The sequence below is a fragment of the Bordetella saccharivorans genome (assembly GCF_045862855.1).
Lineage (GTDB): Bacteria > Pseudomonadota > Gammaproteobacteria > Burkholderiales > Burkholderiaceae_B > Bordetella_A > Bordetella_A petrii_F.
This window is the reverse complement of the sequence record NZ_BAAFZO010000001.1, coordinates 1,563,268-1,578,624: the sequence shown is the minus strand read 5'-3', so window position 1 is coordinate 1,578,624 and position 15,357 is coordinate 1,563,268. Positions and strand designations below refer to the sequence as shown.

The window sequence follows — 15,357 nt, the reverse complement described above, 5'->3', positions numbered from 1 at the left end:
CATGACACAGGACATCCGCGAAGCCTCGCAGCGCAAGCTGAACTTCCTGCAGACCCTCAAGGCGGTGCTGTGGGGCATGTTCGGCGTGCGCAAGGGCGCGGGCTACCAGGAAGACGCCGGCAAGCTCAACCCCGTGCACCTGATCGTGGCGGGCCTGCTGGCAGGCGTCATATTCGTCTTGGTGCTGGTCGCCATCGTGCGCTGGGCGGTGGCCAGCCTGACGTAAGCAACGCATTTCAACAAATCAGTACCAGGGAGAAGACCATGAGTGCAAGCCACTCGGTTCAAGGTAAAGAGGCACCGTATTACTACGTGCCGGCGGACTCGGGCCACCCCGTGCGCACCGCCGTGGCCCTGCTGGCCATGGGTCTTGGCGCGGCCGCCTGGGTGAACGACGTCAGCTGGGGCAAGTGGCTGGTGCTGGTGGGCGTGCTCGGCCTGATCACGGTCCTGTATTTCTGGTTCGGCGATGCCATCCAGGAATCGGAAAGCGGCCTGAACAGCAAGCGCATCGACCTCTCGTACCGCTGGGGCATGAGCTGGTTCATCTTTTCCGAGGTCATGTTCTTCGCCGGTTTCTTCGGCGCGCTCTGGTACGTGCGCACGATCACCACGCCGTGGCTGGGCGACCTGGACCACAAACTGCTGCTGTGGCCCGACTTCCAGGCCGTATGGCCCAACTTCGGGCCGGCCGGCGTGGTCGAGCATTTCCAGACGGTCGGCCCGTTCTGGCTGCCCACCATCAACACCGCGCTGCTGCTGTCGTCCGGCGTGACGCTGACCATCGCCCACCATGCGCTGCGCGAGAACCACCGCGGCAAGACGATTTTCTGGCTGTTCGCCACGGTGCTGCTGGGCTTCATCTTCGTGGCCTGTCAAGCGTACGAATATCACCATGCCATCACCGAACTGAACCTGAAGTTCAGCTCGGGCGTGTACGGGTCGCTGTTCTACATGCTGACCGGCTTCCACGGCTTTCACGTCATCATGGGCGCCACCATGCTGACCGTGATCCTGATCCGCCTGATGAAAGGCCACTTCACCGCCGACCATCACTTCGGCTTCGAAGGCGCGGCCTGGTACTGGCACTTCGTCGACGTCGTCTGGCTCGGCCTGTACCTGTTCGTCTACTGGTTCTAGGAATAGTCCCACCCCCGAAGCGCGGCGCGCGCGCTGCCTCGCCGCTGGCAGGCCGCCCCGGATTCGCCGGGCAGGCAGCAGTCCTCCAGGACTGTTTCCTGTCCGGGCTCATCCCCTCAAGGGGGCGACGCTGCGGACCGGCTGGTGCGCTAAATGCCCCCGCGAGGGGGGATCGCATGCTGGCAGGTGCGTCCAGCGGCAAAGGAACCGGATCGGCCGGTTCCTATCTAATGCCTGTGCTTTCTATCCAGCCCAGATGGTGGGCCAGCAGAACGAACAGGAACAGGGCTACCGATAGCCCGATACGCACGGTCAAAGCATTGACCGTGCGGTTGGTAGTGCCCTTGTCCCTCATCAGGTAGACCAGGGCGGATGCCAGGCTGGCCAGAATGCCGATGAAAGCCAGGGCGACGAGTACGCGCATTTTGGCCTCCGGGTAAAACGGAATTATTGCAGACATGGCTCACTCAGTCCGGCGCACTTTCGCGGCATTGCTCCTGCTGGGGGTGGCCGTCGCCGTACTGGCTTCGCTGGGCGCCTGGCAATTGCGCCGGGCCGACGAGCGGCGCGCCGTGCTGGCGGCCATCCAGGCGGGCCGGGCCCAGCCGCCGCTGGCGTTGACCCCGGCCACGCCGGCCGCCCAGCTTACGCCGTGGCGGCCGGCGCGGGCCAGCGGGCAATGGCTCGGCCAATACAGCGTACTGCTGGACAACCGCAACCAGGCAGGGCGGCCAGGCTATTGGCTGGCCACCCCCCTGCTGCTGGATCCGGCCAGCCGCAGCGCCGTGCTGGTGCTGCGCGGCTGGTTGCCGCGCGGCGCGCCGGGCCAGCCGCCGCCGGCGCCGCCGGCCGCGCCGGCCGGCACCGACACGGTGACGGGCGAGCTGGCCGCCCGGGTGCCGCGCCTGTTCGAGCTCTGGTCGCCAGGCGGCTCGTCGCAGGGCCGGTTGCCCGCTACACTGCCGGTGGCCGGCCGCGCCCTGCCGCAGGTGCAGAACCTGGAGTTGCCCGCCTATGCGCAGGCAACCGGGCTGGCCCTGCTGCCCGCCGTGTTGATGCAATCCGGCGGCGGCGACGACCTGGTACGCGACTGGCCGCAGCCCTCGGTGGACTACAACCAGAACCAGGGCTATGCCCTGCAGTGGTTCTCGTTCGCCGCCATCGCGGCGATCGCCTGGCTGGCGGTAGCCTGGCGCGCGCTGCGCCGGTCCCGTCCCGGCGCCCATTGACCCATATCCACAACACGATTCCCAGGAAGAACAAGCTCGTGGCTCGCGCAACCCCTCCCGCTTCCACCCCCGCCAAAAAGCGCTCGCTGACGCCGCTGGTGCTGGTGTTCCTGTGCACGCTGGCGCCCATCGTGGTGGCCTTCGTCCTTTACAGCAACCCGCAGTGGTGGCCGGACGAGTCCAGCAACTATGGCACGCTGCTCGACCCGCAACGCCCCATGCCGGCCGCCGCCGAATTGCAGCTGACCACGCTCGACGGCCAGCCCTTCGACCTGCAGAGCCTCAAGGGCAAATGGCTGCTGGTGAGCGCCGGCGAGGCCGCCTGCCCCGAAACCTGCGCGCGCAAGCTGTTCATTACGCGCAACTCGCACGCCAGCCAGGGCAAGAACGTCGACCGCCTGGCGCGCGTGTGGTTCATCACGGACGACGGCGAAGTGCCGGCCAAGGTGCTCGAAGCCTATCAGGGCACGGTCATGGTGCGCGCCCGCCCCGACCAGCTGGCGCGCTTCCTGCTGGCGCGCGATACCGCGGCCGGCCAGCCGGGCCTGCTCGATCCGATCTGGATCATCGACCCGCTGGGCAACCTGATGATGCAGTTCCCCGCCAACGCCGATGGCGTCAAGGTGCGCAAGGACATCAGCAAACTGGTCTACAACTCGCGCATCGGCTAGGCCGCTCATCATGGAACGCATCAAGCAACGCTACCGGAAGCTGGTCTTCTTTACCTGGTTCCTGACGCTCGACCTGATCATGTTCGGCGCGTTCGTGCGCCTGACCGATTCCGGCCTGGGCTGCCCCGACTGGCCCGGCTGCTATGGCAGCGTGACGCCCCTGGGCGCCATGAGCGACATCCACCAGGCTTCGCAGGCCATGCCGTTCGGCCCGGTCACCTTGTCCAAGGCGTGGATCGAGATGATCCACCGCTACGTCGGCGCCTTGCTGGGCATGCTGATCATCGCCATTGTCTACATGGCCTGGCGCTACCGGCGCGAACTGGGCCGATCACCCAGGCTGGCGGTGGTCACGCTGGTGGCGGTATGCGTGCAGGGCGCCTTCGGCGCCTGGACCGTCACCCACAAGCTGATGCCCGCCGTGGTGACCGCCCATTTGGTGTTCGGGCTGTCGGTGCTGGCGCTGATGACCTGGCTGTCGGCCCGCGAGCGCCCGCACCTGCCCCTGGCGGCACAGGCGGCGCGCTGGCGGCCCTGGCTGGCGGGAGGCTTGCTGCTGCTGCTTGTGCAGATCACCCTGGGCGGCTGGGTCAGCACCAACTATGCGGCCCTGGCCTGCCTGGATTTCCCGACCTGCCACGGCCAGTGGCTGCCCGACATGGATTTCCGCAGCGGCTTCTCGGTCATCCGCGGGCTGGGCGAACTGCCCTCCGGGGAAATGATCTCGCAGAACGCGCTGACCGCGATTCACTGGGTGCACCGCAATTTCGCCTTCATCGTGCTGGCCTACCTGGGCGTGCTGGCCTGGCGGCTGCGGTCCGAGCCCGGCCTGCGCGGGCCGGCCACCCTGGTGCTGGCGCTGCTGGCGGCGCAATTGTTCACCGGCCTGACCACCATTTTCTTCCAGTGGCCGCTGCTGATCGCCGTGCTGCACAACGGCGGCGCGGCCGGCCTGACCCTGGCGTGCGTGGTGATGCTGGTGCGCCTGTCCACCGCCGGGCGCGGCCCGACGCCGGCCGCTGAACCCGCTCGCGTTTAAAATAGCCCCATGACCAGTCTCGCCGCCCCCCAAACCGGACTGCTGCGCCAGTATTTCGTGCTGACCAAGCCGCGCGTGACGCAGCTGGCCGTGTTCTGCGCCATCATCGGCATGTTCCTGGCCGTGCCGGGCCTGCCCGATCCCGGCCGTGTCGTGTTCGGCACCCTGGGCATCTGGCTGCTGGCCGCGGCGGCCTTCGCCATCAATTGCCTGATCGAACAGGAAATCGATGCACGCATGCTGCGCACCGCGCGGCGCGCCACCGCGCGCGGCACGATCTCGGCCACCCAGGTCATTACCCTGTCGGGGCTGCTGGGCGGGGCGGGCATGGCGGTGCTGTATCACCTGGTCAATCCGCTCACCATGTGGCTCACCTTCGCCACCTTCGTGGGCTACGCCATCATCTATACCGTCATCCTCAAGCCGCGCACGCCGCAGAACATCGTCATCGGCGGGCTGTCGGGCGCCATGCCGCCGGCCCTGGGCTGGGCCGCGGTGGCCGATGCCGTGCCGGCCGAAGCCTGGGTGCTGGTGTTGATCATCTTCATCTGGACGCCGCCGCATTTCTGGGCGCTGGCCCTGTACCGCAACCACGACTACGCCAAGGCCGGGCTGCCCATGCTGCCGGTCACGCACGGCCAGCAGTTCACCCGCCTGCACATCCTGCTGTACAGCCTGGCGCTGGTGGCCACCACCACGCTGCCATACGTCATCCGCATGAGCGGCCTGCTGTACCTGGTGTGCGCGCTGGTCCTGGGCGGCATGTTCGTGTCCTACGCCTGGCGCCTGTACCGCGAATACAGCGACGCGCTGGCGCGGCGCCTGTTCCGCTTTTCCATCCTGTACCTGGCGCTGCTGTTCGCCGCCTTGCTGGTGGACCACTGGGCCGGCCTGCTGGCCTGATCTCGGAGACCCTGCTTCATGTCCGTGTTTTCCACCCACCGCCGCAGCGTATTGCGTGGCGCGGCGGCCGCCGCGCTTGCCGGCGTGCTGGCCGGCTGCGGCCAGTCCGCCCCCGCGTTCAAGGGCAACGACATCAGCGGCACCCAGCTCGGCAAGAAGCTGGCGCTGACCGACCACAACGGCCAGGCCCGTACCCTGCAGGACTTCTCCGGCAAGGTCACCGTGGTGTTCTTCGGCTTTACCCAGTGCCCCGACGTCTGCCCGACCTCGCTGGCCGAACTGTCGCAGGTCATGCAGAAGCTGGGCGCGGACGCCGACCGCGTGCAGGTGCTGATGGTCACGGTCGATCCGGAGCGGGATACGCCCCAGATCCTCAAGCAATATGTAACCACGTTCGATCCGCGCTTCCTGGGCCTGACGGGCACGCCCGACCAGATCAAACAGGCGGCCGCCTCGTTCAAGGCCTACTACGCCAAGGTGCCCACCGAGGACGGCAAGAACTACACCATGGACCACACCGCCGCGTTCTACCTGTTCGACGGCCAGGGCGAATCGCGGGTGCTGGCCAACAACACGCTGGGCGCGGACGCCCTGGCCCACGACATCAAGGCACTGCTCGATTCGTAAACGGCCGGGGGCTCAGGCGGCGCCGTGCGCGGCGCGCCAGCCCAGGTAGGCCGCCAGCGCGGCGGGGCTCAGTTCGCGCGGGTCGATTTCCCGCCGATGGCCGATGATCATCAGCGCATAGGGCGTGGCCAGCGCGGAGGCTTCGGCGCACAGCCGCGATTCGTCGCCTTGCGAGGGCAGGCGGCTGCGCCAATAATTGATGGCCTGTTCGAGCTCGGGCAGGGGAATCGGCTTGTCCATGCGGCCATTGTCCCAGAATGCGGGCCGATCGGCCGGCCCGGCCTTGCAAAGGGTCACTATCGCAACACGCCGATACGGCTGCCGGATGCTATACAACGGGCCGTATTGTCGATGGAGAGCCATCATGAACAGTCCTGTTTCCGCCGGCGCGTCGCCGCGCCGCGGCCTGCACCCGCTGGTGGCCACCGCGGCCGTGTCGGTCATCGTCCTGTGCACGGTGGCCGTGGCGGCCCTGGTGGGCTGGTTGCCCACGCCCTGGGCCGAGTCCTCCGGCCAACCCCCGGTCCACGAAGCCCAGGTGCAGGCAACCCAAGAGGCCCAGCAGGCCCGGGAAGGCCAGGAAGGCCAGGCCGCCGGCGCGGCCCCGGCCGAAAGCGCCCCGCCCGCCGCCGCCCAGCCGGCGCCCGCCAAGGTCGCGAGCGCGCCCAAGGCCTCCGCCAAGCCGGCCGCCTGCGCCTCCTGCGGGGTCGTCGAAACCATTCGGCCCATCCAGGTGCCTGTGCAGAACAACAGCCATAACCTGGTGGGCACGGTCGCCGGCGGCGTGGTGGGCGGCGTGGTCGGCCACCAGTTCGGCGGCGGCAGCGGCAAGGACGCGTTGACCGTCCTGGGCGCCGTGGGCGGCGCTTTGGCAGGTCGCGAAATCGAGCGTAATATCAGGCAGCAACAGACCGTGACGCACTACGAGATGACCGTGCGCATGAACGATGGCAGCGCCCGCACGTTCCGCAGTTCGCAGCCATTCGCCTACGCGTCCGGCGATCACGTGCGGGTCGAGAACGGCCAGGTGCTGCCGCGCTAGGCATCGCAGCGCGTTTCTGGAGACTGAATGTCCGAATCCAATAGCAACCCGTTCGTCCTGCCCGGCCTGGGGCAGGGCGGTGATCTTTCCGGCAACCCGCTGCTGGCCAGCATGGAAATGATGCGCAAGGCCTGGAGCGGCTTGGCGGGCCCGGGCGGCCTGGCGCAAAGCCTGCCGATGACGCCGCCCATGAACCTGGAAGACCTCGAACGCCGCATCGCCGACCTGCGCACCATCGAGAGCTGGCTGCGCATGAACCTGTCGATGCTCAGCAGCACGATCCAGGGCCTGGAAGTGCAGCGCGCCACCATCGCGACGCTGCGCTCGTTCGTGAACCCCGCCGCCACGGGCGGCGACGCCTCGCCGCTGGAAGTGGCGCTGGGCTTGAAGCCTGCACCGGCCACGCCGCCGCGGGCAAGCCAGCAGCAGCCCGCCGATGCGCCCCAGCCCGAAGCCGAGGCCGGCCAGGCCACGACGGCCGAACAGGTGAACCAGGCCGCGCAGTCCGCTTCGCAGGCATGGTGGAACCTGCTGCAGCAGCAATTCAACCAGATCGCCGCCGCCACCGCCGCCACCTTGCCCGAATCGGCGGCCGCCCCGCCCGCCGCGCAGGCGGCTCCGGATGCCGGCGGCCCGGGCCGCCCGGGCGACGCCGCGGCACCGCGCAAGCGGGCCCCCCGCAAGGCCGCCGCCAAGCGCGCGCCGGCACCACGCAAGTCATAATTTTCCGCTTCAATCATCATGCGGCAGGCAGCCGCCTGTCGCTTCACGCCATTTCCGAATCCCTATGCTAAATGTCGTCATTCTCGCCGCCGGACTGGGCAAGCGCATGCAGTCCGACCTTCCCAAAGTGCTGCACTCCCTGGCGGGCAAGCCCATGCTGGAGCATGTGGTCGATAGCGCCAGCCAGCTCGAGCCGGGCCGCATCATCGTCGTGGTGGGCCATGGCGCCGACCGTGTGCGCGGCGCCTACGAGGGCCGCGCCGGCCTGAGCTTCGCCTTGCAGCAACCCCAGCATGGCACCGGCCATGCCGTACAGCAGGCCGTGCCGCTGCTGCAGGAAGATGGCAAGGACGACGTGACGCTGGTGCTGTATGGCGATGTGCCGCTGGTGCAGGCCGACACGCTGCGGCGCCTGCTCGAAGCGCGCGGCCAGGGCATGGCCGTGCTGACTGAAATCCTGGACGACGCCACGGGCTATGGCCGCATCGTGCGCGACGAGCAGGGCCAGGTGGTCCGCATCGTCGAACACAAGGACGCCAGCGAAGCCGAACGCGCCATCCGCGAAGTCAATACCGGCATCCTGGTCGCGCCGACCGCCAGGCTGAAAGACTGGCTGGGCCGCATCGACAACAACAATGCGCAGGGCGAGTACTACCTGACCGACGTGGTCGGCCTGGCGGTGGCGGACGGCGTGCCCGTGGGCGCCGCCCAGCCGGCCGCCGGCTGGGAAACGCTGGGCGTGAACAGCCGCGTGCAGCAGGCCGAGCTGGAACGGCGCTGGCAGCGCGAGCAGGCGCGCCGCCTGCTGGAAGCGGGCGTGACGCTGGCCGATCCGGAACGCTTCGACGTGCGTGGCACGCTGGTCTGCGGTCGCGACGTATTCATCGACGTGGGCTGCGTCTTCGAAGGCAAGGTCGAGCTGGCCGACGGCGTGCGCGTCGGCCCGCATTGCGTGCTGCGCGACGTTTCAGTGGGCGCGGGCACGCAGATCGACGCCTTCAGCCACGTGCAGCAGGCCGCCATCGGCCGCGATGCCCGCATCGGCCCGTACGCCCGGCTGCGGCCCGGCGCCCGCCTGGGCGATCGCAGCCATGTCGGCAACTTCGTGGAAATCAAGAACAGCGTGCTCGACGCCGACAGCAAGGCCAACCACCTGGCGTATATCGGCGATGCCGACATCGGCGCCCGGGTGAACGTGGGCGCCGGCACCATCACCTGCAACTACGATGGCGCCAACAAGCATCGCACTGTCATCGAGGACGACGCCTTCATCGGCTCGGACACGCAACTGGTGGCGCCGGTGCGGGTGGGCAAGGGTGCGACGCTGGGGGCGGGCACCACCCTGACGCGCGACGCGCCGGCCGGGCAGCTCACGGTCTCGCGCAGCCGCCAGACCACCGTGGACGGCTGGCAGCGCCCCCAGAAAAAATCGTGAGCGCCGAGCGGCCCAATCCGGCCTCTCCCGGCCGTCCGGCCCTGCCCGACGGCCTGCCCGCCCCCCGGCGCTACTGGGCGGCCGCCACCGTCCTCACCGGCATCAGCATGTCGGTGCTGGATACCACCATCGCCAACGTGGCGCTGCCGACCATCGCCGCCGACTTGAACGCGCAGCCGTCCCAGGCCGTGTGGATCGTCAACGCCTATAACCTGGCGGTCGTGGTGCTGCTGCTGCCCTTGTCGGCGCTGGCCGAGCGCATCGGCTTTCGCCGCATGTTCACCATCGGCCTGGGCCTGTTCGCGACGGCCTCGCTGTGCGGCGCCCTGTCCACCGCGCTGTGGCAGCTGACGCTGGCGCGCGTGGTGCAAGGCGTCGGCGCGGCGTCGCTGATGTGCATGTTCGGCGGGCTGGTGCGCAATATCTACCCGCTGCGTATGCTGGGCCGCGGCATCAGCCTGAATGCCACTACCGTGGCGGTCATGTCGGTGCTGGGGCCCACCCTCGGCTCGATCATTCTCGAGCTCGCGCACTGGCGCTGGATCTTCGCCATCAACCTGCCCGTCTGTGCAGGCGTGATGCTGGGCCTGCGGCACCTGCCCGAAGTGCCGCGCAACAATGTGCGGCTGGACTGGCTGAGCGCCCTGCTGTGCATGCTGACACTGGGCATCTTCATCTCGGGTGTCGACACGCTGGGGCAGAGCGCCTGGCAGGGCGTGGCCATGATCGTCTTCGCCACGGTGGCCGGCTGGCTGCTGGTGCGGCGCGCCGGCAACCAGCCGGCCCCGCTGGTGCCGGTGGATCTGCTGCGCATCCGGCCGCTGGCGTTCGCGGTGGCCGCCTCGGCATGCACCTTCGCGGCGCAGATGGCTTCGTACGTGTCCCTGCCGTTCTATTTCCAGCAGGTGCTGGGGCGTCCTTACCTGGAGGTCGGCATGCTGATGGGCGCCTGGCCGGTGGGCACCGCCATCGTGGCGCCGCTGGCCGGCCGCATGTCCGACCGCTACTCGGCCGCCACGCTCAGCGGCGTCGGCGCTGCGGTCATGGTTGCCGGCCTGGCCGCGCTGGCCCTGCTGCCGCTGAGCGCCAGCAATCCGTGGATCATGGCCGCGATGTTCGTGGTCGGCATGGGCTTCGGCTTTTTCCAGACGCCCAACAACCGCGCCATGTTGTCCTCCGCGCCGCGCCAGCGCAGCGGCGCCGCCGGGGGGTTGCAAGCCACGACGCGGGTGTTCGGCCAAAGCTTCGGCACCGCCCTGGTGGCCATTGCCTTCGCCGTCGGCGGCGCGCGCGGGCCGACGGTCGCGCTGCTGCTGGCCACCTTGTGCGCCGCCCTGGCGGTCGGCGTGAACGCGGTGCGGGTCAACAAGCTGAAGACGCCATAGCGGGAATGCGCGCCGGCCCCGGCGCGGTGTCCCTCTATAATTTGCCTCAACCGACCCCTATAGGCATTGCGCATGAAAATCACGGTAATCGGCACGGGCTACGTTGGGCTGGTCTCGGGCGCCTGCCTGGCCGACATGGGCAACGAGGTCATGTGCCTGGATGTCGACCAAGCCAAGATCCAGACCCTGCAGCAGGGCGGCATTCCCATCTACGAGCCCGGCCTGGAAGAGCTGGTCAAGCGCAATGCCCAGGCCGGCCGCCTGCGATTCACCACCGATGTCGCCGCCAGCGTGGCCTTCGGCGACGTGCAATTCATCGCCGTGGGCACGCCGCCCGGCGAGGACGGTTCGGCCGACCTGCAGCACGTGCTGGCCGCGGCCCGCAATATCGCGCGCCACATGACGACCCGCAAGGTCGTGGTCGACAAATCCACCGTGCCCGTCGGCACCGCCGACAAAGTCCGCCAGGCCATCGCCGAGGTGCTGGCGGGGCGCGGCGTGGACGTCCCCTTCAGTGTGGCCTCCAATCCCGAGTTCCTGAAGGAAGGCGCGGCCATCAAGGACTTCATGAGCCCCGACCGCATCATCGTGGGCGCCGACGACGACTACGCCGTCGATGTGATGCGCCGCATCTACGCGCCCTTCCAGCGCACCCATGAGCGCCTGATGGTCATGGACGTGCGCTCGGCCGAGCTCACCAAATACGCGGCCAACGCCATGCTGGCCACCCGCATCTCGTTCATGAACGAGATGGCCAACCTGGCCGAAGCCCTGGGCGCCGACATCGAACAAGTGCGGCGCGGCATCGGCGCCGACCCGCGCATCGGCTACCACTTCCTGTACCCCGGGGTGGGCTACGGCGGCTCGTGCTTCCCCAAGGACGTGCAGGCGCTGGCGCGCACCGCCGCGGAGCATGGCCTGCCGATGCGCGTGGTCGCGGCCGCCGAGGCCGCCAACGACGCGCAGAAGCTGCGCCTGTCGCAGAAAGTGGTGGCGCGCTACGGCGAGGACTTGTCCGGCCGCACGTTCGCCTTGTGGGGCCTGGCCTTCAAGCCCAATACCGACGATATGCGCGAGGCGCCCAGCCTGGCCGCCATCGCCGAGCTGACCCGGCGCGGCGCGCGGGTGCGCGCCTACGACCCCATCGCGATGCCCCATGCCCGTCAATTGCTGGCGGGCAATGCGGCGGTCGAGTTCGCCGACGACATGTACCAGGCGCTGGATGGCGCGGACGGCCTGCTCATCGCCACCGAATGGAAAGTGTTCCGCGCGCCCGACCTGGAGCGCGTGCGCGCCCTGCTCAAGGCACCGCTGGTGATCGACGGCCGCAATCTTTACGCGCCCGCCGACATGCGCGCCCAGGGCTTCGAGTACCAGGGCATCGGGCGGTCATGAGGATCCTGCAGCTCAACTTCGAGAAAGGCTGGCGCGGCGGCGAGCGCCAGACGCTGTACTGCATGCGCGCCTTCCGCGCGGCGGGGCACGAGGTCGAACTGCTGTGCCGCGCCGGCGGCCCGCTGCAGGCGCGCGCCGGCCAGGAGGGCTTCATCGCCCACGGCGTGCGCAATGTGCCGGCCCAGCTGGCCTTCCTGGCGTGCGCCGGGCGCGGCTACGACATCATCCATGCGCAGACCGCCAACACTGTCACCTGGGCCGTGCTGACCAAGGCGCTGCATCGCCGTCCGGTAGTGTTTTCGCGCCGCACGTCGTTCGTGGTCGAGCCGAACGAGGAATGGAAAACCGGCGCCAAATGGCGCCACGTCGACTGCTTCGTCGCCATCAGCGAGATGGCGGCGGCCGAACCGCGCCGGCTGGGGCTGCAGCCTGTCATCATCCGCAGCGCCGTCGAGCCGCACCTCATCGACCGCGGCAACGTCGACCGCCTGGTCGACGAGCTGGGCCTGTGCGGCCGCAAGGTGCTGGCCACCTCCGCCGCGCTGATCCGCGACAAGGATCCGTTGACGCTGATCCGCGCCGTGGGCGAGCTGGCCCGCACGCGCGACGACTTCGTCTTCGTGCACTTCGGCGCCGGCGGCGACCGCGAAGCCGAATCACGCGCAGAGGTCCAGCGGCTGGGCCTGCAGGACGTCTACCTGTTCGCCGGCTTTCGCAAGGGCGTCGAGGATTTCTACAGCATCTTCGATGTCTTCGTCATGAGCTCCCAGGAAGAGGCCCTGGGCAGCAGCGTGCTGGACGCCTTCCTGCAGCGCGTGCCGGTCGTGTCGACCGACGCCGGCGGTTTGAAGGAAAGCGTGGCCGACGGCCGCGGCGTGCTGTGCCCCACCGGCGACGCGCATGCCCTGGCCCAGGGCATGGCGCGCTGCCTGGACGACGCCGCGTTCCGCGCCGACTGCACGCAGCGCGCCTACGAGTACGTGCGCACCGAGCACGACGTCACCGAAATGGGCCGCCGCTACCTGGCGCAGTTCGAGCAGTTGCTGGCGCGGCGGGGCTAGGCCTGCACCGGCGGGCGCCACAGGGCAGAGCTGTCAGGCGCCTGTGGGGGAGGTGTCAGACACCCCTTGCGATGCCCGTTGCATGGCAGCCGTTGTCTCGGGGGGTGTCTGACACCTGCGACGAACACCTGCGACGAACACCTGCGACGAACACCTGCGACGAACACCTGCGACGAACACCTGCGACGGCGAGCGCCTTGCGGCGCCTACTCCGCCGATACGTCGATGCGCGTCTCGAACTTGGACCGGTGCACCGAGAAAAACGTCCGCACATTGCGCACATTCGCCTGCGCCGTGAAGGCCCGGTGCACCAGCGCATGGTAGGCCGGCATGTCGCGCACCTGCGCCACCACCACGAAATCCGGCCCCGGCGACACGCGATAGCACTGCAGCACGGCCGGCTCGTCCACCAGGCTGCGCTCGAAGGCGTCCAGGCTCTCGGCCGCCTGCACATCCAGGGTGATTTCCACGATCGCGGTCAGCGTGCTGCCGAGTTTTTCCGGCGCCAGGATCGCCACCTGCCGGTCGATCACGCCCGTTTCCACCAGGCGCCGCACCCGCCGCAGGCAGGTCGGGGGCGAGGCGTGCACGCGCGTGGCCAGCTCCTGGTTGGTCAGCGCGCAGTCGCGCTGCAGTTGATCCAGGATGCGGCGGTCCAGGTCGTCCAGTTCGATAGGGTTGGCAGGTGTTTCTTGCATTTATATTTCATTAAACTGATGAGTGAGAAATAATATTTAATCACTTTTCTGTAAGAAAATCAGCTTTCATATAAGAGAAAAGAAAGAAATCAAATTTCAGGCGGGGAAGCGCACAATGCGCCGATACGCAAATTCACGGAGATTCCCCTATGTGCGGCATTGTTGGCGCCGTCGCCCAGCGCGACATCACCCCGATCCTGGTCGAAGGCCTGAAGCGGCTGGAATACCGCGGCTACGACTCGTGCGGCGTGGCGCTGTACATCGACGGCCACCTGCGCCGCACGCGCAGCACGCAGCGCGTGTCCGAGCTGGCCGACCAGGTCGCCCAGGACAAGCTGGCCGGATTCACCGGCATCGCCCATACTCGCTGGGCTACCCACGGCGTGCCGGCCACCCATAACGCCCACCCGCATTTCTCGCACCTGGGCAAGGACGAGCCGCGCATCGCGCTGGTGCACAACGGCATCATCGAGAACCACGACGAGCTGCGTGCCGAGCTGCAGGCCGCCGGCTACGTCTTCGAAAGTCAGACCGACACCGAAGTCATCGCGCACCTGGTCAACCACCTGTACAACGGCGACCTGTTCGAGGCCGTGCAACAGGCAGTGCGCCGCCTGCATGGGGCGTACGCCATCGCCGTGTTCTGCCGTGACGAGCCGCACCGCGTGGTGGGCGCGCGCCAGGGTTCGCCCCTGGTGGTGGGCGTGGGCCAGAACGAGAACTTCCTCGCTTCCGACGCCCTGGCCCTGGCCGGTACCACCGACCAGATCATCTACCTGGAAGACGGCGATGTGGTCGACCTGCAACTGTCGCGCGTGTGGATCACCGACATGGAAGGCAAGCCGGTCGAACGCAAGGTCAACACCGTGCAAGTGCACACCGGCGCGGCTGAACTGGGTCCGTACCGCCACTACATGCAGAAGGAAATCTTCGAGCAGCCGCGCGCGGTCGGCGATACCTTGCAGGACATCGAATCCGTGACGCCCGAGCTGTTCGGCGACGAAGCCTACAAGACCTTCAAGGACATCGACTCGCTGCTGATCCTGGCATGCGGCACCAGCTACTACGCCGGCCTGACCGCCAAGTACTGGATCGAATCCATCGCCAAGATTCCCGTGGCGGTCGAGATCGCCAGCGAATATCGCTATCGCGACAGCGTGCCGAACCCGCGCAGCCTGGTGGTCACCATCTCGCAATCGGGCGAGACCGCCGACACCCTGGCCGCGCTCAAGCACGCGCGTTCGCTCGGCATGGAGCACACGCTGACCATCTGCAACGTGGCCACCAGCGCGATGGTGCGCGAGTGCAAGCTGTCGTATATCACCCGCGCCGGCGTCGAGATCGGCGTGGCCTCGACCAAGGCCTTCACCACCCAGCTGACGGCGCTGTTCCTGTTGACGCTGGCGCTGGCCCAGACGCGCGGCCACCTCAGCGCCGAGCAGGAAGCCCAGCACCTGAAGGACCTGCGCCACCTGCCCGCGGCCATCGGCTCGGTGCTGGCGCTGGAGCCGCAGATCATGGCCTGGGCGGATCGTTTCGCCAGCAAGGAAAACGCCCTGTTCCTGGGGCGCGGCATGCACTATCCCATCGCCCTGGAAGGCGCGCTGAAGCTGAAGGAGATCAGCTACATCCACGCCGAGGCCTATCCCGCCGGCGAGCTCAAGCACGGGCCGCTGGCGCTCGTCACCGAGCAAATGCCCGTGGTCACCATCGCGCCCAACGACGCCCTGCTGGAAAAGCTGAAATCGAACATGCAGGAAGTGCGCGCCCGCGGCGGCGAGCTGTATGTGTTCGCCGACGGCGACAGCCGTATTACGAGCAGCGACGGCATGCACGTGATCCGCATGCCCGAGCACTACGGCGCCTTGTCGCCGATCCTGCATACGGTGCCGCTGCAGCTGCTGTCGTACCACACGGCATGCGCGCGTGGCACGGACGTGGACAAGCCGCGCAACCTCGCCAAGAGCGTGACGGTGGAGTAAGTCGCGGGGCCGCGGGCGGGTTGAGCC

The 15,357-nt window shown here is 68.2% G+C and carries 17 protein-coding genes; 14 read left to right on the top strand and 3 right to left on the bottom strand.

Annotated elements, in window-relative coordinates:
• Position 1: 1 nt before the first annotated feature.
• Both ACKTT0_RS07570 and ACKTT0_RS07565 read left to right on the top strand, forming a co-directional pair.
• Positions 2 to 226 (top strand): DUF2970 domain-containing protein, encoded by a 225-nt coding sequence (locus ACKTT0_RS07570; RefSeq protein ID WP_028353702.1) that lies wholly within the window; start codon positions 2 to 4, stop codon positions 224 to 226.
• A 38-nt stretch (positions 227 to 264) separates the two neighbouring features.
• Positions 265 to 1,140 carry a cytochrome c oxidase subunit 3 gene (locus tag ACKTT0_RS07565; protein ID WP_407849341.1) on the top strand — a complete coding sequence of 292 codons (876 nt, stop codon included), beginning with the start codon at positions 265 to 267 and terminating at the stop codon, positions 1,138 to 1,140.
• A 223-nt stretch (positions 1,141 to 1,363) separates the two neighbouring features.
• On the opposite strand, the gene ACKTT0_RS07560 is transcribed toward ACKTT0_RS07565, so the two are convergent.
• Positions 1,364 to 1,564, bottom strand: a complete 201-nt coding sequence (locus ACKTT0_RS07560; RefSeq protein WP_028353700.1) for a twin transmembrane helix small protein — start codon at positions 1,562 to 1,564, stop codon at positions 1,364 to 1,366.
• A gap of 34 nt (positions 1,565 to 1,598) precedes the next feature.
• On the opposite strand from ACKTT0_RS07560, the gene ACKTT0_RS07555 reads away from it, so the two are divergent.
• Genes ACKTT0_RS07555 through ACKTT0_RS07535 form a run of 5 tightly spaced genes read left to right on the top strand, consistent with a single transcriptional unit; the run spans position 1,599 to position 5,609 of the window.
• Positions 1,599 to 2,369, top strand: coding sequence for an SURF1 family protein (locus tag ACKTT0_RS07555; protein WP_407849340.1), 771 nt, complete (start codon positions 1,599 to 1,601; stop codon positions 2,367 to 2,369).
• A gap of 38 nt (positions 2,370 to 2,407) precedes the next feature.
• Complete coding sequence (locus ACKTT0_RS07550; RefSeq protein ID WP_407849339.1) at positions 2,408 to 3,040, top strand: SCO family protein; 633 nt, start codon at positions 2,408 to 2,410, stop codon at positions 3,038 to 3,040.
• A 10-nt stretch (positions 3,041 to 3,050) separates the two neighbouring features.
• Positions 3,051 to 4,079: a COX15/CtaA family protein gene (locus ACKTT0_RS07545; RefSeq protein ID WP_407849338.1), complete on the top strand. Its 1,029-nt coding sequence runs from the start codon at positions 3,051 to 3,053 to the stop codon at positions 4,077 to 4,079.
• A gap of 9 nt (positions 4,080 to 4,088) precedes the next feature.
• Positions 4,089 to 4,982 (top strand): heme o synthase, encoded by an 894-nt coding sequence (gene cyoE / locus ACKTT0_RS07540; RefSeq protein ID WP_407849337.1) that lies wholly within the window; start codon positions 4,089 to 4,091, stop codon positions 4,980 to 4,982.
• An 18-nt stretch (positions 4,983 to 5,000) separates the two neighbouring features.
• On the top strand, positions 5,001 to 5,609 hold the full coding sequence (locus ACKTT0_RS07535; RefSeq protein ID WP_407849336.1) for an SCO family protein: 609 nt from the start codon (positions 5,001 to 5,003) through the stop codon (positions 5,607 to 5,609).
• Between the two features lie 12 nt (positions 5,610 to 5,621).
• Here the strand turns inward: ACKTT0_RS07535 and ACKTT0_RS07530 are convergent, their stop codons facing one another.
• A complete protein-coding gene (locus ACKTT0_RS07530; protein WP_028353694.1) occupies positions 5,622 to 5,849 on the bottom strand; it encodes a DUF3717 domain-containing protein in 228 nt (75 codons plus the stop codon).
• A gap of 124 nt (positions 5,850 to 5,973) precedes the next feature.
• Between ACKTT0_RS07530 and ACKTT0_RS07525 the strand changes: the two genes are divergently transcribed.
• The 6 genes from ACKTT0_RS07525 to ACKTT0_RS07500 all read left to right on the top strand — a co-directional run bounded on the left by ACKTT0_RS07525 (position 5,974) and on the right by ACKTT0_RS07500 (position 12,650).
• Positions 5,974 to 6,651, top strand: coding sequence for a glycine zipper 2TM domain-containing protein (locus ACKTT0_RS07525; RefSeq protein ID WP_407849335.1), 678 nt, complete (start codon positions 5,974 to 5,976; stop codon positions 6,649 to 6,651).
• Between the two features lie 27 nt (positions 6,652 to 6,678).
• A complete protein-coding gene (locus tag ACKTT0_RS07520) occupies positions 6,679 to 7,374 on the top strand; it encodes a PhaM family polyhydroxyalkanoate granule multifunctional regulatory protein (protein WP_407849334.1) in 696 nt (231 codons plus the stop codon).
• A gap of 64 nt (positions 7,375 to 7,438) precedes the next feature.
• Positions 7,439 to 8,809 carry a bifunctional UDP-N-acetylglucosamine diphosphorylase/glucosamine-1-phosphate N-acetyltransferase GlmU gene (gene glmU / locus ACKTT0_RS07515; protein WP_407849333.1) on the top strand — a complete coding sequence of 457 codons (1,371 nt, stop codon included), beginning with the start codon at positions 7,439 to 7,441 and terminating at the stop codon, positions 8,807 to 8,809.
• A complete protein-coding gene (locus ACKTT0_RS07510; RefSeq protein WP_407849332.1) occupies positions 8,806 to 10,194 on the top strand; it encodes an MFS transporter in 1,389 nt (462 codons plus the stop codon). Before glmU ends, ACKTT0_RS07510 begins: the two co-directional genes overlap by 4 nt.
• A gap of 72 nt (positions 10,195 to 10,266) precedes the next feature.
• On the top strand, positions 10,267 to 11,589 hold the full coding sequence (locus tag ACKTT0_RS07505; RefSeq protein WP_407849331.1) for a UDP-glucose dehydrogenase family protein: 1,323 nt from the start codon (positions 10,267 to 10,269) through the stop codon (positions 11,587 to 11,589).
• Positions 11,586 to 12,650, top strand: coding sequence for a glycosyltransferase family 4 protein (locus ACKTT0_RS07500; protein WP_407849330.1), 1,065 nt, complete (start codon positions 11,586 to 11,588; stop codon positions 12,648 to 12,650). The genes ACKTT0_RS07505 and ACKTT0_RS07500 overlap by 4 nt, the downstream gene beginning before the upstream one ends.
• A 206-nt stretch (positions 12,651 to 12,856) precedes the next feature.
• On the opposite strand, the gene ACKTT0_RS07495 is transcribed toward ACKTT0_RS07500, so the two are convergent.
• Positions 12,857 to 13,348, bottom strand: a complete 492-nt coding sequence (locus tag ACKTT0_RS07495) for an Lrp/AsnC family transcriptional regulator (RefSeq protein WP_407849329.1) — start codon at positions 13,346 to 13,348, stop codon at positions 12,857 to 12,859.
• A 149-nt stretch (positions 13,349 to 13,497) separates the two neighbouring features.
• Between ACKTT0_RS07495 and glmS the strand changes: the two genes are divergently transcribed.
• Entirely contained in the window at positions 13,498 to 15,330 is a 1,833-nt protein-coding gene (gene glmS / locus ACKTT0_RS07490; RefSeq protein ID WP_407849328.1) for a glutamine--fructose-6-phosphate transaminase (isomerizing), read from the top strand.
• Positions 15,331 to 15,357: the final 27 nt, after the last annotated feature.

Bases quoted from the DNA above. Each gene is read 5' to 3' on its own strand.
- ACKTT0_RS07570 (WP_028353702.1), top strand. From the start codon at position 2: ATGACACAGGACATCCGCGAAGCCTCGCAGCGCAAGCTGAACTTCCTG.
- ACKTT0_RS07565 (WP_407849341.1), top strand. From the start codon at position 265: ATGAGTGCAAGCCACTCGGTTCAAGGTAAAGAGGCACCGTATTACTAC.
- ACKTT0_RS07560 (WP_028353700.1), bottom strand. From the start codon at position 1,564: ATGCGCGTACTCGTCGCCCTGGCTTTCATCGGCATTCTGGCCAGCCTG.
- ACKTT0_RS07555 (WP_407849340.1), top strand. From the start codon at position 1,599: ATGGCTCACTCAGTCCGGCGCACTTTCGCGGCATTGCTCCTGCTGGGG.
- ACKTT0_RS07545 (WP_407849338.1), top strand. From the start codon at position 3,051: ATGGAACGCATCAAGCAACGCTACCGGAAGCTGGTCTTCTTTACCTGG.
- cyoE (WP_407849337.1), top strand. From the start codon at position 4,089: ATGACCAGTCTCGCCGCCCCCCAAACCGGACTGCTGCGCCAGTATTTC.
- ACKTT0_RS07535 (WP_407849336.1), top strand. From the start codon at position 5,001: ATGTCCGTGTTTTCCACCCACCGCCGCAGCGTATTGCGTGGCGCGGCG.
- ACKTT0_RS07530 (WP_028353694.1), bottom strand. From the start codon at position 5,849: ATGGACAAGCCGATTCCCCTGCCCGAGCTCGAACAGGCCATCAATTAT.
- ACKTT0_RS07525 (WP_407849335.1), top strand. From the start codon at position 5,974: ATGAACAGTCCTGTTTCCGCCGGCGCGTCGCCGCGCCGCGGCCTGCAC.
- ACKTT0_RS07520 (WP_407849334.1), top strand. From the start codon at position 6,679: ATGTCCGAATCCAATAGCAACCCGTTCGTCCTGCCCGGCCTGGGGCAG.
- glmU (WP_407849333.1), top strand. From the start codon at position 7,439: ATGCTAAATGTCGTCATTCTCGCCGCCGGACTGGGCAAGCGCATGCAG.
- ACKTT0_RS07505 (WP_407849331.1), top strand. From the start codon at position 10,267: ATGAAAATCACGGTAATCGGCACGGGCTACGTTGGGCTGGTCTCGGGC.
- ACKTT0_RS07500 (WP_407849330.1), top strand. From the start codon at position 11,586: ATGAGGATCCTGCAGCTCAACTTCGAGAAAGGCTGGCGCGGCGGCGAG.
- ACKTT0_RS07495 (WP_407849329.1), bottom strand. From the start codon at position 13,348: ATGCAAGAAACACCTGCCAACCCTATCGAACTGGACGACCTGGACCGC.
- glmS (WP_407849328.1), top strand. From the start codon at position 13,498: ATGTGCGGCATTGTTGGCGCCGTCGCCCAGCGCGACATCACCCCGATC.